Raw genomic sequence first — 14185 nt, 5'->3', positions numbered from 1 at the left:
GTCCCCATGACCCGGACGGCGCGGCACCCGGCTCTCCCCCTCCCTCGGACGCCGGAGCCGCGCCGTCCGGCCGTCCCCACCCCGTGGGGATGGATACGGTGGGGGGATGACCCGTCGCGACTCCGGCCCCGCACGGCGTGTGGTCTCCCTCGTCCCCTCGCTCACCGAGGCGGTGGCGACCACCGCGCCCGCCCTGCTCGTGGGCGCGACCGACTGGTGCAACCAGCCGGCCGACCTGCGCGTCACGCGGGTGCGGGGCACGAAGAACCCCGACATCGAGGCGATCGTCCGGCTGGCGCCGGACCTGGTGATCGCGAACGAGGAGGAGAACCGCGAGCCGGATCTCGCGACGCTGCGCGCCGCGGGGCTGACGGTCCTCGTCACCGAAGTACGCAGCCTCCCGCAGGCCTTCCGGGAACTGCACCGCGTGGTCGTCGAGGCCTGCGGCCTCCCGCGCCCCGCCTGGCTCGACGCCGCGGAGAAGACCTGGGGCTCCCTGCGGCCCCTCCCGCGCCCCCGCAAGGCCGTCGTCCCCGTCTGGCGGCGCCCCTGGATGGTGCTCGGCCGCGACACCTTCGCCGGCGATCTGCTGGCCCGGCTTGGCGTCGAGAACGTTTACGGCGACCACGAGGAGCGGTATCCCCGCGTGCCGATCAAGGAGCTGAACGGGAGCGGCGCGGAGCTGGTCGTGCTCCCTGACGAGCCCTACCGTTTCGCGGCGGACGACGGACCCGAGGCGTTCCCGGACATACCGGCGGCCCTGGTGAGCGGGCGTCACCTCACCTGGTACGGCCCCTCCCTGGCGGAGGCGCCGGCCGTCCTCGCCGCCGCCCTCCCCCCGCCGGCCCCCACCGACCCCGCCCCCGCCCCCGCCCGGCGCGGCCACTGACCGTTGGTGGGGTGCGCCTTGCCGCCCGTTGTCGGGTGCGGGTGCGTTGGGGCTTCTGTTGGCGTGGGGCGTCCCGGCGCGGTCAGTCGCCGTCTTGCCCGCTGTTCGCGGTGGGCCGGGGTCGGGGCCTTCGGGGCCGGCCATTCCGGACCGCGTATTCACGTGCATGCCGGCACGACCTCGATCTGTCCCGGATGCCGCACACACATATGCGTCAGCGTCCAGAACGCCCACCCTCCCCCGGCCGAAGGCTGGGGCAGCACCCCGGCGCGGCACCGACCCCCCACGTACGCAGCGAGGCGGCAACTGACCGCGCCGGACCCCCCACCGCAACCACAACGGCGCCGCACAAAAAGCACTTGGGCCCCGCGGGCGAAGCCCGCGATGCTCGGGGGATGACACCCGCGCCCCGCACCCGTCTGCCCTGGGCGGCCCTGCCCCGTGACCTCGCCGCCGCTGTGGAGGCCCGCCTGGGCGCCCCCGTGGCCGCCGCCGACGACCAGCGGGGCGGCTTCTCCCCGGGCGTGGCGGCCCGCCTCACCCTCACCGACGGCCGCCGCGCCTTCGTGAAGGCCGTGAGCCCGGCGCAGAACCCGGACTCCCCGCACATCCACCGGGCCGAGGCCCGGATCGCCGCCGACCTGCCCGAGGACGTCCCGGCACCGCGTCTGCTGCACTCCTTCGAGCAGGACGACTGGGTCGTGCTGGCCTTCGAGGACGTGCCCGGCCGCACCCCGGCCGACCCCTGGGACACGGAGGAACTGCGCCGCGTCATGGACGCGCTGGCCGATCTGGCCGCCCGCCTGACCCCGAGCCCGGTCGCGGCGCCCCCGGCCGCCGAACGCCTCGCGGCGAGCTTCGGCTGCTGGGCGGAGCTGGCCGCCGGCCGGGACGCGGGGACGGACGACCTGCGCGGCCTCGACCCGTGGGCGGCGGCGCATCTGGACGAGCTCGCCGCCCTGGAGTCGGGCTGGCCGCAGGCGCTGACCGGAAGCACACTGGCCCACAGCGACCTGCGGGCCGACAACGTCCTGCTCACCGGCGACGGCCCGGCGGGCCGGGTCGTGTTCGTGGACTGGCCGTGGGCCTGCACGTCCACGCCGTGGTTCGACCTGCTCTGCATGCTGCCCAGCGTCGCCATGCAGGGCGGCCCCGAGCCGGAGGACCTCTTCGCCGCCCACCCGGTGGCCCGGGACGCGGACCCGGCGGCCGTGGACGCGGCGCTGGCCGCGCTGACCGGGATGTTCCTCGGCCACGCGCGCCGTCCCGCCCCGCCGGGGCTGCCGACGCTGCGCGCCTTCCAGCGGGCGCAGGGCGAGGCGGCCCTGTCGTGGCTGCGTGCCAGGCTGCGCCCTAGGCTGCGGGCATGAGCGATCTCCACTTCCGCCCCGTGACCCGCGAGGACATCCCCGAGGTCGTGGCGATGTTCGCCGACGACGGTCTCGGGCGGGGCCGCGAGACCCCGGACGACCTGGAGCCGTACTACGCGGCGTACGAACGGGTGGCAGCCGATCCCGGGCAGCACGTGGTCGTCGCGGAACGGGACGGGGCGCTCGTCGGGGTGCTGCAGTTGTCGGTGATCCCCGGGCTGTCGCGGCGCGGCACGACCCGGTCGGTGATCGAGGCGGTACGGGTGCACCGTGACGCCCGCGGCGGTGGCCTGGGCACGCAGATGATCGAGTGGGCGGTCGAGGAGTCCCGCCGGCTGGGGTGCACCTTGGTGCAGCTCACCTCGGACCGGGCCCGCACCGACGCGCACCGCTTCTACGAGCGGCTCGGCTTCACCGCCTCGCACGTCGGGTTCAAGCTGCGGCTCTGATCGCTGCGGCTGCGATCAGCGCCCGCATCACCCGCTCGTCCTCGTCCATCTCCGGATGCCACTGCACTCCCAGCACGAAATGGCCGCCGGGCAGCTCGACGGCCTCCGGCGTGCCGTCCTCGGCGTGGGCGCCGACCACCAGTCCGCGGCCGAGGGCGTCGACCGCCTGGTGGTGGTAGGTGGGCACCTCCACCGCCTCCGGCACCGCGTCCGCGTAGCGCGTGCCGGGGACCGGCTTGACGGTGTGGCCGCCGAAGACGCCGGTCGCCGGGCCGCGGTGACCGTCGATGTGCTGCGCGAGGGTGCCGCCGAGGGCGACGTTGAGCAGTTGCATGCCCCGGCAGATGCCGAGCAGGGGCACGCCGCCGGCGAGGGCGGCCTCGACGAGGGCGAGCTCCCAGGCGTCGCGCTCCTTCCCGGGCGGGTCGGTGCGCGGGTCGGGCTCGGCCCCGTACCGTGCGGGCTCGACGTCCGGGCCGCCGGAGATCACCAGGCCGTCCAGCCGGGCCACGGCGTCCGCGGCGTGCGCGGGATCGTCCGGCGGCAGCAGTGCCGCGAGACCGCCGGAGCGCCGTACGAGCAGCGGATAGCCGGCCGGCAGCAGGGCGGCGGGCAGCTCCCAGCCGCCCCAGCGGGCCGAGTCGACCCAGTACGTGCTGACACCGATCAGCGGACGGGCCACGGGAGCCTCCCTGCGACGCGCGGATTTCTCTTTGCACCGTACCCAACTGGGCCGTCTGCCCGTACTTTTGGATCACCTGTCGGCCGGTAGGAGAGGTGATCACCCGTGGTGCACCCAACAGCCCCGCTCAGCACCGACGACCTGCGACGGCGTGTCGACTCCGGGGAGATCGACACGGTGGTCGTCGCCTTCACCGACATGCAGGGGCGGCTCCAGGGGAAGCGTTTCGCCGCGCGCCACTTCCTCGACGACGTCCTGGAGCACGGCACCGAGGGCTGCAACTACCTGCTCGCCGTGGACGCCGACATGAACACCGTCGACGGTTACGCCCTGTCCTCCTGGGAGCGCGGCTACGGCGACTTCGCCATGCACCCGGACCTCGGCACCCTCCGGATCACCCCATGGGACGCCGCGACCGCGCTCGTCATCGCCGACCTGCGCCTCCTGGACCACGGTTCGGCGCCGGTCGCCCCCTCGCCCCGGCAGATCCTGCGCCGCCAGACCGAGCGGCTCGCCGAACGCGGCTGGACCGCGTACGCGGGCACCGAACTGGAGTTCATCGTCTTCAAGGACACCTACGAGCAGGCCTGGACGGGCGGGTACCGCGACCTGACCCCGGCCAACCAGTACAACGTCGACTACTCCCTGCTGGGCACGGGCCGCATCGAGCCGCTGCTGCGCCGCATCCGCAACGAGATGGGCGCCGCCGGGATGCGCGTGGAGTCCGCCAAGGGGGAGTGCAACCTCGGCCAGCACGAGATCGCCTTCCGCTACGACGAGGCCCTGGTCACCTGTGACCAGCACAGCGTCTACAAGACCGGCGCCAAGTCGATCGCCGCGCAGGAGGGCTACTCGCTGACCTTCATGGCGAAGTACAACGAGCGCGAGGGCAACTCCTGCCACATCCACCTCTCGCTGCGCGACGAGGACGGGCAGCCGGTCTTCGCGGGCGACGAGCCGGGCGGGATGTCGGAGACGATGCGGCACTTCCTGGCCGGGCAGCTCGCCGCGCTGCGCGACTTCTCGCTGCTGTACGCCCCCAACATCAACTCCTACAAGCGCTTCCGGCCCGGCTCCTTCGCCCCGACGGCCGTCGCCTGGGGCCCCGACAACCGCACCTGCGCGCTGCGCGTGGTCGGGCACTCCCCGTCCGCGCTGCGCCTGGAGAACCGCGTGCCGGGCGGAGACGTCAATCCCTACCTGGCCGTCGCCGGGATGATCGCCGCAGGCCTGCACGGCGTCGAGCAGAAGCTCACCCTCCCCGAACCCGTCACGGGCAACGCCTACGTCAGCGACGGCGTGGCGCACGTGCCCGCCACGCTGCGCGAGGCGGCCGAGCTGTGGGAGGCCAGCCCGATCGCCCGGGCGGCCTTCGGCGACGAGGTCGTCGAGCACTACCTGAACATGGCCCGCGTCGAACAGGACGCGTACGACACCGCCGTGACCGACTGGGAGCGCTACCGCTCCTTCGAACGCATGTGAGGCAGTGAGTGCCCGAAGCACCCGAACCGCTCGAAGCGCTGGACGTGCTCAACCCGGCCACCGAAGAGGTGATCGCCACCGTCCCCGCGGCACGCCGGGAGGACGTCGACGCCGCCGTCGCCCGCGCGGCCCGCGCCCAGACCGCCTGGGCGGCCCTGGCCCCGGCCGACCGGGCGCGGCTGCTGCGCCGCTTCGCGTCCGTGGTCGACGCCCACGCCGACGAACTGGCCGCCCTGGAGGTGCGCGAGGCCGGCCACACCGCGGGCAACGCCCGCTGGGAGGCCGGCAACGTACGCGACCTGCTCGACTACGCGGCGGGCGGGGTGGAACGGCTCAGCGGACGGCAGATCCCGGTGCCCGGCGGTATCGACATCACCTTCCTCGAACCGCTCGGCGTCGTCGGCGTCATCGCGCCCTGGAACTTCCCGATGCCCATCGCCGCCTGGGGCACCGCCCCGGCACTCGCGGCGGGCAACGCGGTCGTCCTCAAGCCCGCCGAGACCACCCCGCTGACCGCGCTGCGCCTGGCCGACCTGGCCCTGGAGGCCGGGCTGCCGGAGCATCTCCTCCAGGCGCTGCCCGGTGAAGGCCCCGTCGCGGGCGCGGCCCTGGTCGAGCACCCCGGTGTGGCCAAGATCGTCTTCACCGGGTCGACCCGCGTCGGCAAGCAGATCATGGCCAAGTGCGCCGACACCCTCAAGCGGGTCACCCTCGAACTCGGCGGCAAGTCCCCCAACATCGTCTTCGCGGACGCGGACCTGGAGCGAGCGGCGGGGACGGCTCCGATGGCCTTCCTCGACAACGCGGGCCAGGACTGCTGCGCCCGCACCCGCATCCTCGTCCAGCGGCAGGTGTACGACCGCTTCCTGGAACTGCTGGAGCCCGCCGTCCACGCGGTCGGCGTCGGCGACCCGGCCGACCCGGCCACCGACATGGGCCCGCTCATCTCGGCGGCGCAGCGCGACCGCGTCCGCGCGTACGTGGACCCCGGCACGCCGGTCGCGATCCGCGGTACGGCCCCGGAGGGCAAGGGGTTCTGGTACCCGCCGACCGTACTGGCCCCCACCGATCCGGGGGAGCGCGTCGCGGTGGAGGAGGTCTTCGGTCCGGTCGCCGTCGTCCTGCCCTTCGAGGACGAGGCCGACGCGCTGCGGCTCGCCAACGCCACCCCGTACGGCCTGTCGGGCTCGATCTGGACCCGGGACGTCGGCCGCGCCCTGCGGCTGGCCCGGGGCACCGCCGCCGGCAACCTGTCGGTCAACTCCCACAGCTCGGTGCGCTACTGGACACCGTTCGGCGGCTTCAAGCAGTCGGGGATCGGGCGTGAGCTCGGCCCGGACGCGCTGGCCGCCTTCACCGAGACCAAGAACGTCTTCATCAGCACGGAGGAGTGATCCCGGCAATGACGGAAGCAGAAGCAGTGGTGTGCCGCCGCCTGGTGGGCCGGACGGCGGTGGTCACCGGGGCGGGCAGCGGCATCGGCCTGGCCGCGGCGCGCCGGCTCGCCTCCGAGGGCGCGCACGTCGTGTGCGGCGACATCGACGAGGCGGCGGGCAAGGCGGCCGCCGAGGAGGCCGGCGGGCTGTTCGTCAAGGTCGACGTGACCGACGCCGAACAGGTGGAGGCGCTGTTCAAGACCGCGTACGACACCTACGGCTCGGTCGACGTCGCCTTCAACAACGCGGGGATCTCGCCCCCGGACGACGACTCGATCCTCACCACGGGCATCGACGCCTGGCGCCGCGTCCAGGAGGTCAACCTCACGTCGGTGTACCTGTGCTGCAAGGCGGCGCTGCCGTACATGCAGCGGCAGGGCAAGGGCTCGATCATCAACACCGCGAGCTTCGTCGCCGTCATGGGCGCGGCGACCTCGCAGATCTCGTACACCGCCTCCAAGGGCGGCGTGCTGGCGATGTCCCGCGAACTGGGCGTGCAGTTCGCCCGGGAGGGGATCCGCGTCAACGCGCTGTGCCCGGGGCCGGTCAACACTCCACTGCTGCGGGAGTTGTTCGCCAAGGATCCCGAGCGGGCGGCCCGCCGTCTGGTGCACATCCCGGTGGGGCGTTTCGCGGAGGCGGAGGAGATCGCCGCCGCGGTGGCCTTCCTCGCCAGCGACGACGCGTCCTTCATCACCGGTGCGGAGTTCCTGGTCGACGGCGGTATCGCGGGGGCGTACGTGACCCCTCTGTGACCGGCCGACTGACGGGAATCTTAAGGCCCGGGCCTTAGGGTGACGCCGTGACCATGACGACCCCGCCCGGCTGGTACCCAGAACCCGGGCAGACAGGTAACGGGCCCGCTCTGGAGCGCTGGTGGGACGGGACCGAGTGGACCGAGTACACACGCAGCGCCACGCCCCCCGCGCCGGCCTTCGGAGCGGCGCCCGGCACGCCGGGCCATCCGCCGTACCCCGCCGAGGTCCTGTCCGGCGGGGGCGGCGGCAGGCGCGGCGGTGTGATCGCGATAGCCGTCGTCGCCGCCCTCGTGGTGGCGGGCGCGGTGATCGGCGGCGTCGTCGCGCTGGGCCGCGGCGGCGACGCCCCCGCGGCGGCCCCGGCCCCCTCGGCGTCCGCGCCCCACCCCGACTCCGGCGACGGCGGGCTGGACGGCGGCCCCGGCGGCGGGCCGTCGACGGCCCCCGACAGCGAGCCGGGCTTCGCCGTGGACGTGCTCGACGGCATCAGCGTCCCGGTGCCGGACGGCTGGCAGGGCACGACGGACCGCTACGGCCGCGCCGCCCTGACCGTCGGCCCCTACGCCTGCCCCGGCGACTCCTCCCGCACCTGCGTGCGCGGCGGCGTCACCACGGAGCCCGCCTACGCCGCCGGCGTCAAGGCGGCCACCCCGAAGGCCGCCGCCACCGAGGACGTCGCGAAGAACGCCGCTGAGTCCTACGGCGACGACATCTACGGAGCCATCACCTCGCACCAGGTGACCGGCTCGGGCGCGGTCACCGTCGCCGGCCAGAAGGGCTACTACGTCCGCTGGAAGGTCGTGACGAAGAACGGCGACGACGGCTATGTGCAGTCGCTCGTCTTCCCGTCCCCCAAGAACCACGACAAGCTCGTGCTGGTCCGCTACGGCTTCGACATCAACGCCGAGGCGCCCGGTCTCGCCGTGATGGACGAGATCACCAAGGGCATCAAGACCTCGGGATCCGGCGGCACCGGCGTCTGACCGCCGCCCCCGCGCAGCAGCGCCCCGGCCGGGTCCGTCCGGCCGGGGCGTCCGTACGTCAGAGGAACGTTTTGCCTTCGCCGCGGTAGGTCGGCGCGGTTCGCACCACCCGGTCACCCTCGACCAGGTGGAGCGTGTCGAACCGCTCGCACAGCTCACCCGCCTTGGCGTGCCGGAACCACACCTTGTCACCGATCAGCAGATCGTCGGCGGCCGCCCCGATCAGCGGCGTCTGCACCTCGCCCGGCCCCTCCTGGGGGTCGTAGCGCAGCCCCTCCGGCAGGTACGGCACCGGCAGCCGGTCCCGGCCCGCCGCACCCGAGGCCGGGTAGCCGCCACCGAGGACGGTGACGACGCCGACGCCCGGGCGCCGCACGACGGGCTGCGCGAACAGCGCCGCTGGGCGGCCCCGGAAGGACGTGTAGTTGTCGAACAGCCGCGGCACGTACAGCCCCGACCCGGCCGCGATCTCCGTCACGGCCTCCTCGGCGGCCGTGCTCTGCACGCTGCCCGTCCCGCCGCCGTTCACGAACTCCAGTCCGGGCGCCACGGCCCGCACCGCCGCCACGGCCTCCGCCCGGCGCGCCGCGAGCTCCCGGCGCGCCGCCGCCTGCATCAGCCGTACCGCGCGCGAACGCAGCGGCCGGCCGGCGATCGAGTCGCCGACCCCGGCCACATGGCCCTCGTACGCCATGATCCCCACCAGCTTGAAGCCGGGCCGCCGGGACACCTCCCTGGCCAGCGCCGCCATCTGCGCGGGCCGGTGCAGCGGGGAGCGCAGCGCCCCGATGCGGAGCCGGCCCCCCAGCATCCTCAGGGAGGTGTCGAGCTCCAGGCAGACGCGGACGATCTCCGAGCCGCCCGCGCGCGAGGAGTCGACCAGGTCGAGCTGCGCCACGTCGTCGACCATGACGGTCACCGCGGCGGCCAGCTTCGGGTCCGCCGCCAGCTCCGCGTAGCCGGACCGGTCCGCCGACGGGTACGCCAGCAGGACGTCGTCGAAGCCAGAGCGCGCCAGCCACAACGACTCGGCGAGGGTGAACGACATGATCCCCTCGAAGCCGTCCCGTTCCAGGACGCGTTCCAGGAGCGCGCGGCACCGCACCGACTTGGACGCCACCCGGATCGGCTTGCCGCCCGCCCTGCGGACCAGGTCGTCCGCGTTGGCGTCGAACGCCTCCAGGTCCACGATCGCCACGGGCGCGTCGAGGTGGGCGGTGGCCCGGTCGTACCGGGTGCGATCAGCTCCGCGATCAGGCATGCGCGAAGCTTGCCAGAATGCCCCTACCGAGCGGTAGGGGCAAGTGATCCGTACTGACGCGTCGTGACGTCGCCGCGACCAGTAGAGTGACGCCGCAGTCCATTGCGTGAACGGGCCGACCGCCGTGCGGCCGTGAGGGGGCACCGGGTGAGCACCGGTTTCGACAACGGGGGAGTGACCCCCCGGCCGAGCTGGTCCCCTCCGCGCCCGATACCGCCGCCTCCGGGCGCCGCCCCGCACACCTCCGCGCCGGCCCACTGGGCCGCCGCCGCGGCCCCCGGCCGGACCCCCTCCGCCCCCTGGGCGGCCGCCGGCCCCGCCGCCGCTGGCGAGCCCGAGGACGGGCTGTCCCAGGAGATGTGCGGAACGGCCCCCGCGCCGGCGCCGCCGCACCCGCGCCCCGCCGGCGCCGGGGGCCCCGTCGGGGCGGCCTGTCCGGCGGCCGGACCCGTGCCGCCCGCGCCCGCCCACGCCCCGGCCGCGGCCTGGCCGTCGCCCGTACCGCCCGCGGCACCCCCGCCGTACCCGCCCCGGCCCACGCACGCCCCCGCCCACGCCGCCCAGGCGCGGCCCCGGACGGCGGCCGCCGCCCTGTGCCTGGTGCTGGGCCTCGGGCTGCTCGGCGGGGCCGGAGCCGGTGTGTGGATCAACCACGACCCGGCCGCGCCCACGCCCACGGCGGCGGAGGCGAGCAGACGCGACTTCGCTCTCGCCCGCGGCCTGTGGCACAGCACGCCCGTCGACACGCTCTTCCCGCCCACCCTGCACGGCCAGGGGCTGGGCCCGGGCGGCGCGGAGCGCACCTGGACGCGGATCGGCGTGGCCCCCGCAGGGGACTGCCGGGAGGCCTTCGACCCGCTGCTGGCGAAGGTGCTGCGCCCCGCCGGCTGCGCCAAGCTGCTGCGCGCCACCTACACCGACGCCACGTCGAGCGCCGTGACCACGGTCGGGCTGCTCGTCACCAAGGCGGACGCCCCCGCGATGCGCAAGCTGCGCAACCGCTGGATCACCGAACGCCTCGGCTCCCGGGGCGATCTGATGCCCCGCCCGGTCGCCTTCCCCGGTACGGTCTCGGCCGGTTTCGGCGACCGCCAGCGCGCCAGCTGGACGGTCACGGTGGCGGCAGACCTCCCCGTGGTCGTCTACGCCGTGAGCGGCTTCGCCGACGGCCGCGACATCGGCGTCCCGCAGCCGGCCGCCTCCGCCGTCACCGCGGGCGCCACGGCCGCGCCCGCCCAGGCCGGGCTGGGCCAGGAGGCCGAGGCCCTGGCCGACGCCGTCGACACCCGGGCCCGCCGCGCCGCGCACTCGCTGACGGTCACCCCGACGGGAGGCTCCGGATGAGGCGACTGGCCACCGCTCTGGCCGCCGCCGCCCTCGCCCTGCTGCCCGTCGTCCCGGCCCACGCCGACGCCGTACGGGACGCGGACTGGGCGCTGGACGCGCTGCACGCCCAGGAGGCGTGGCGGACGACCAAGGGCGACGGCGTCACCGTCGCCGTGCTCGACACGGGCGTCGACGGCACCCACCCGGACCTGACCGGGCAGGTCCTGGAGGGCAAGGACATGGTCGGCTTCGGGGCCCGCCGCGGCGACACCGCGTGGGCCCGGCACGGCACCGGCATGGCCGGGATCATCGCCGGCCACGGGCACGGCCCCGGCGACTCGGAAGGGGTGCTGGGCATCGCGCCGGAGGCCAGGATCCTTCCGGTGCGGGTGATCCTGGAGGACAAGGACCCGCAGCGCAAGAAGGCCCGCACCACCCGCGGCGGCGCGCTCGCCGACGGCATCCGCTGGGCCGCCGACCACGGCGCCGACGTCATCAACCTCTCGCTCGGCGACGACAGCAGCACCGCCCACCCCGAGGCCCAGGAGGACGACGCGATCCAGTACGCGCTCCGCAAGGGCGTGGTCGTCGTCGCGTCCGCCGGCAACGGCGGCGAACAGGGCAACCGGGCCTCCTACCCCGCGGCGTACCCGGGCGTCGTCGCGGTGGCCGCCGTCGACCGCTACGGCACCCGCGCCTCGTTCTCCACCCGCCGCTGGTACGCGACCGTCGCCGCGCCCGGCGTCGACGTCGTGATCGCCGATCCCAACCGCCGCTACTACGAGGGCTGGGGCACCAGCACCGCCTCCGCCTACGTCTCCGGCACGGCCGCGCTGATCCGCTCCGCCTACCCCCGGCTGAGCCCCGCCCAGGTCAAGCGGCTGCTGGAGGACACGGCCCGCGACACCCCGCCCGGCGGCCGCGACGACGCCGTCGGCCACGGACTGGTGGACCCGGCGGCCGCGCTGAAGGCGGCGGCCAAGCTCGAGCCGGAGGGCACCGTGCCGAGCGCGGTCCCCTATGCGCGCAAGTACTTCGGTTCCGGCCCGGACGCCGCGAAGGCGGCCGCCGCCGCGGACGGGGACGCGCTGGGTGACGGCATCGCGGCGGCCTTCGCGGTCGCGGGCACGGGGCTGGTCGCCGCGGCGGTCCTGCTGTGGCTGCGCCCGGGGTTCACGACGCGCCGGAACGGTCAGCGGCACGGCTGAACGCCTCCACGGCCGCCCGCGCCGCCCGCTCCACCAGGGAGACGCCCGCGGCCTGCGTGGCACTTCCGCGGGAGACCACGGCGACGAGGTAGGTGCGGCCGCCGGCCCGGACCCGCCCGATGCTGTTGATGTCCCACAGCCCGGTCGAACTCCGTTGCAGCCAGCCGTTCTTGACCTCGTAGGAGCCGTCGGCGGCGCTCGGTACGCCCCAGACCTGCGCGGCCGACACCTGCCCCATCAACCGCCGCACGTACGCGCGTGACGCCGGGTCGAGCACGCCGTCCGAGCCGAACACCCGCTGCAGCAGGGTGAGCTGATCGGCCGCGGTGGTCCGGGTGAGCCCCCACAGCAGCCCGCTGCCCGCCGTCGTCGAGGTGAGCCCGAGGCGGCGGTTGGCGGCGTCGAGGCCGGGGCCCCGGCCTATCGCCCGCCACAGCGCGGTGGCCGCCGTGTTGTCGCTGTTCTCGATCATGACCTCGGCCCGGGCCTTCTCCTGCGCCGTCAGTTGCCGTCCCGCGTCCTGGACCTGGAGCAGCAGCGCCGCCAGGATGTCGACCTTGACGATGCTCGCCGTGTCGTACAGCCCGTCCCCGCGCACCGCCCGGGCGCCCGACGCGGTGTCCAGGACCGCGACCGAGTAACGCGCCCGCGGGTCCCCCGACACCCCCCGCAGCGCCTTCTCCAGCACCTCGCTCCACACCACTTGGGGCTCCATGCCCGCCTTCCCGATCGCCACGTTCGCCGTCACCCCGGACGGCGCGGTGGTCACCGCCGCCGCGGTGCGCGACGGCGACGCGGACACGTATGTCGCGGCGCCGAGCGCCGCGCACGCCAGGACGGCGGTGGCCACCACCGCGCGCACGATGCCGCGCGGTGCGGCGGAGCCGGACGGGGTGCGGGGGGCGCGGGCACAGCTGCGACGGCCCGCACGGCAGCGGCGCCGTGCGGCGGGGTTCTCGGAAGCCATGCCCTGGGAACCTAGGGACGGAACCTGCGCGACCCGTGAGAGGCGTATTAAGGGGCCGTAAGAAATCCCCGCCCCGCACCCCGGATACCCTCGGGGCGTGGCTCTCAAGAACATCCCCGACCCCGGTTTCTCCGACGACGACGGCTCCGCCGACCCCCGGCTCGCGGCGGCGCTCGCCGCCTACGACGCCGACCGGTCGGCCGAACCCGAGGTGCTCGCCGCCCTCCCGGGGGCGCGTTTCCTCGTGCCGGTGGTGGCGCTGCTGGGGGAGGTCGAGGAGGGCCCCGGCGGGCTGCGCCGCGAGAAGACCAGCGACATGGCGGTGCCCACCATCCAGGCCGCCGACGGGCGCCGGGCGCTGCCGGCGTTCACCTCGACCGAGGCCCTCGCACGCTGGCGGCCGGACGCGCGGCCGGTGGCCGTACCGCTGGGACAGGCGCTGCAGGCGCTCGCGCACGAGAAGGCCGACACCCTGCTGATCGACATGGCCGGGCCCGTGCCGTACGCCCTGACCGGCGCCGCGCTGCGCGCCGTCGCCTCGGGCCGCGCCACGGCGGATCCGCTGGCCGACCCCGCCGTCCGCGAGGCCCTGCGGGCCGCGGTGGAGGCGGCGCCGGAGGTGGTCCGCGCCCATCTCGTCCCGTCCGCCGGCTCCGACGGCACGCTGGGGCTGGTCCTGGACCCGGCCGCCGACGTACGCCAGGTCGCGCAGCGCGTCTCGGCGACGCTCGCCGCGGACGACGTGCTGCGCGGCGCGCTCGTGCGCGGGATCGACCTGGCACTGCTGCCCGCGGACACGAAGCTGCCCGGCGAACCGCTCTTCACGCGCTGACGGCGCCGCCCCGTCGGGGACGGCGCCGTCTCGAGCGCTGGAATGGGGAGGCGGTGCAGGCGGCTCTAGCCGTGGACGGGGCCGGTGAACTTCTCGCCCGGGCCCTCACCCGGCGCGTCGGGGATGACGGACTCCTCGCGGAAGGCGAGCTGCAGCGACTTCAGGCCGTCCCGCAGCGGCGCGGCGTGGTAGGAGCCGATCTCGGGCGCGCCGGCGGTGACCAGGCCGGCCAGCGCGGTGATCAGCTTGCGTGCCTCGTCGAGGTCCTTGTGCTGCTCGCCGTCCTCCGCGAGGCCGAGGTTCACCGCCGCCGCGCTCATCAGGTGCACCGCGACCGTGGTGATCACCTCGACCGCCGGGACGTCCGCGATGTCGCGGGTCAGCGTGTCGAAGTCGGGACGGTCGGCGGAGGGGGACTCGTGCTGGGGGCTGGCGTCACTCATGCCTCACACGATAGGGCCACGCCGACCGATTACGGTCTGCGGCCGGACGCTGGTATGCTTGACGATCGACCGGCTGGACACCCCGTGGACGTCACGGAA

Annotated in this window: 14 protein-coding genes; 10 read left to right on the top strand and 4 right to left on the bottom strand. The window is 75.0% G+C overall.

Annotated features, from left to right (window positions below; genetic code table 11):
* Positions 1-106: 106 nt before the first annotated feature.
* The 3 genes from ACWDAS_RS01045 (at position 107) to ACWDAS_RS01035 (ending at position 2708) form a co-directional block, all read left to right on the top strand.
* Positions 107-889 (top strand): helical backbone metal receptor, encoded by a 783-nt coding sequence (locus ACWDAS_RS01045; RefSeq protein WP_450386192.1) that lies wholly within the window; start codon positions 107-109, stop codon positions 887-889.
* Between the two features lie 395 nt (positions 890-1284).
* On the top strand, positions 1285-2259 hold the full coding sequence (locus ACWDAS_RS01040) for an aminoglycoside phosphotransferase family protein (RefSeq protein WP_450386191.1): 975 nt from the start codon (positions 1285-1287) through the stop codon (positions 2257-2259).
* A complete protein-coding gene (locus ACWDAS_RS01035) occupies positions 2256-2708 on the top strand; it encodes an N-acetyltransferase family protein (RefSeq protein ID WP_450386189.1) in 453 nt (150 codons plus the stop codon). The genes ACWDAS_RS01040 and ACWDAS_RS01035 overlap by 4 nt, the downstream gene beginning before the upstream one ends.
* On the opposite strand, the gene ACWDAS_RS01030 is transcribed toward ACWDAS_RS01035, so the two are convergent.
* Positions 2692-3390 carry a gamma-glutamyl-gamma-aminobutyrate hydrolase family protein gene (locus tag ACWDAS_RS01030; protein WP_450386188.1) on the bottom strand — a complete coding sequence of 233 codons (699 nt, stop codon included), beginning with the start codon at positions 3388-3390 and terminating at the stop codon, positions 2692-2694. The two genes, ACWDAS_RS01035 and ACWDAS_RS01030, sit on opposite strands and share 17 nt — an antisense overlap.
* A gap of 105 nt (positions 3391-3495) precedes the next feature.
* On the opposite strand from ACWDAS_RS01030, the gene ACWDAS_RS01025 reads away from it, so the two are divergent.
* The 4 genes from ACWDAS_RS01025 to ACWDAS_RS01010 are packed head-to-tail and all read left to right on the top strand — an operon-like array spanning position 3496 to position 8049.
* Positions 3496-4872: a glutamine synthetase family protein gene (locus tag ACWDAS_RS01025; protein WP_450386186.1), complete on the top strand. Its 1377-nt coding sequence runs from the start codon at positions 3496-3498 to the stop codon at positions 4870-4872.
* An 8-nt stretch (positions 4873-4880) separates the two neighbouring features.
* A complete protein-coding gene (locus ACWDAS_RS01020) occupies positions 4881-6266 on the top strand; it encodes an aldehyde dehydrogenase family protein (protein WP_450386185.1) in 1386 nt (461 codons plus the stop codon).
* A gap of 8 nt (positions 6267-6274) precedes the next feature.
* Positions 6275-7063, top strand: coding sequence for a 3-oxoacyl-ACP reductase (locus ACWDAS_RS01015; RefSeq protein WP_450386184.1), 789 nt, complete (start codon positions 6275-6277; stop codon positions 7061-7063).
* Positions 7064-7116: 53 nt separating this feature from the next.
* Positions 7117-8049: a DUF2510 domain-containing protein gene (locus tag ACWDAS_RS01010; protein ID WP_450386595.1), complete on the top strand. Its 933-nt coding sequence runs from the start codon at positions 7117-7119 to the stop codon at positions 8047-8049.
* Between the two features lie 58 nt (positions 8050-8107).
* On the opposite strand, the gene ACWDAS_RS01005 is transcribed toward ACWDAS_RS01010, so the two are convergent.
* Positions 8108-9310: an amino acid deaminase/aldolase gene (locus ACWDAS_RS01005; RefSeq protein ID WP_450386182.1), complete on the bottom strand. Its 1203-nt coding sequence runs from the start codon at positions 9308-9310 to the stop codon at positions 8108-8110.
* Positions 9311-9457: 147 nt separating this feature from the next.
* Between ACWDAS_RS01005 and ACWDAS_RS01000 the strand changes: the two genes are divergently transcribed.
* Both ACWDAS_RS01000 and mycP read left to right on the top strand, forming a co-directional pair.
* A complete protein-coding gene (locus ACWDAS_RS01000; protein WP_450386180.1) occupies positions 9458-10654 on the top strand; it encodes a hypothetical protein in 1197 nt (398 codons plus the stop codon).
* Positions 10651-11844, top strand: a complete 1194-nt coding sequence (gene mycP / locus ACWDAS_RS00995) for a type VII secretion-associated serine protease mycosin (protein WP_450386178.1) — start codon at positions 10651-10653, stop codon at positions 11842-11844. The genes ACWDAS_RS01000 and mycP overlap by 4 nt, the downstream gene beginning before the upstream one ends.
* On the opposite strand, the gene ACWDAS_RS00990 is transcribed toward mycP, so the two are convergent.
* Positions 11810-12811, bottom strand: a complete 1002-nt coding sequence (locus ACWDAS_RS00990) for a serine hydrolase (RefSeq protein WP_450386176.1) — start codon at positions 12809-12811, stop codon at positions 11810-11812. The genes mycP and ACWDAS_RS00990 overlap by 35 nt on opposite strands.
* 97 nt (positions 12812-12908) lie before the next feature.
* Between ACWDAS_RS00990 and ACWDAS_RS00985 the strand changes: the two genes are divergently transcribed.
* Positions 12909-13643: an SseB family protein gene (locus tag ACWDAS_RS00985; RefSeq protein ID WP_450386174.1), complete on the top strand. Its 735-nt coding sequence runs from the start codon at positions 12909-12911 to the stop codon at positions 13641-13643.
* A gap of 65 nt (positions 13644-13708) precedes the next feature.
* On the opposite strand, the gene ACWDAS_RS00980 is transcribed toward ACWDAS_RS00985, so the two are convergent.
* Positions 13709-14086 carry a DUF1844 domain-containing protein gene (locus ACWDAS_RS00980; RefSeq protein ID WP_450386172.1) on the bottom strand — a complete coding sequence of 126 codons (378 nt, stop codon included), beginning with the start codon at positions 14084-14086 and terminating at the stop codon, positions 13709-13711.
* Between the last annotated feature and the right edge of the window lie 99 nt (positions 14087-14185).

The organism is Streptomyces sp. NPDC001070, assembly GCF_053598835.1.
The sequence above is the reverse complement of the archived record's forward strand: the minus strand, read 5'-3'. Positions and strand labels throughout refer to the sequence as shown.

Excerpts from the sequence above, each read along its gene's own strand:
- ACWDAS_RS01015 (WP_450386184.1), top strand. The coding sequence starts at position 6,275 with ATGACGGAAGCAGAAGCAGTGGTGTGCCGCCGCCTGGTGGGCCGGACG.
- ACWDAS_RS01040 (WP_450386191.1), top strand. The coding sequence starts at position 1,285 with ATGACACCCGCGCCCCGCACCCGTCTGCCCTGGGCGGCCCTGCCCCGT.
- ACWDAS_RS01045 (WP_450386192.1), top strand. The coding sequence starts at position 107 with ATGACCCGTCGCGACTCCGGCCCCGCACGGCGTGTGGTCTCCCTCGTC.
- ACWDAS_RS01035 (WP_450386189.1), top strand. The coding sequence starts at position 2,256 with ATGAGCGATCTCCACTTCCGCCCCGTGACCCGCGAGGACATCCCCGAG.
- ACWDAS_RS00990 (WP_450386176.1), bottom strand. The coding sequence starts at position 12,811 with ATGGCTTCCGAGAACCCCGCCGCACGGCGCCGCTGCCGTGCGGGCCGT.
- ACWDAS_RS00980 (WP_450386172.1), bottom strand. The coding sequence starts at position 14,086 with ATGAGTGACGCCAGCCCCCAGCACGAGTCCCCCTCCGCCGACCGTCCC.
- mycP (WP_450386178.1), top strand. The coding sequence starts at position 10,651 with ATGAGGCGACTGGCCACCGCTCTGGCCGCCGCCGCCCTCGCCCTGCTG.
- ACWDAS_RS01005 (WP_450386182.1), bottom strand. The coding sequence starts at position 9,310 with ATGCCTGATCGCGGAGCTGATCGCACCCGGTACGACCGGGCCACCGCC.
- ACWDAS_RS01010 (WP_450386595.1), top strand. The coding sequence starts at position 7,117 with ATGACGACCCCGCCCGGCTGGTACCCAGAACCCGGGCAGACAGGTAAC.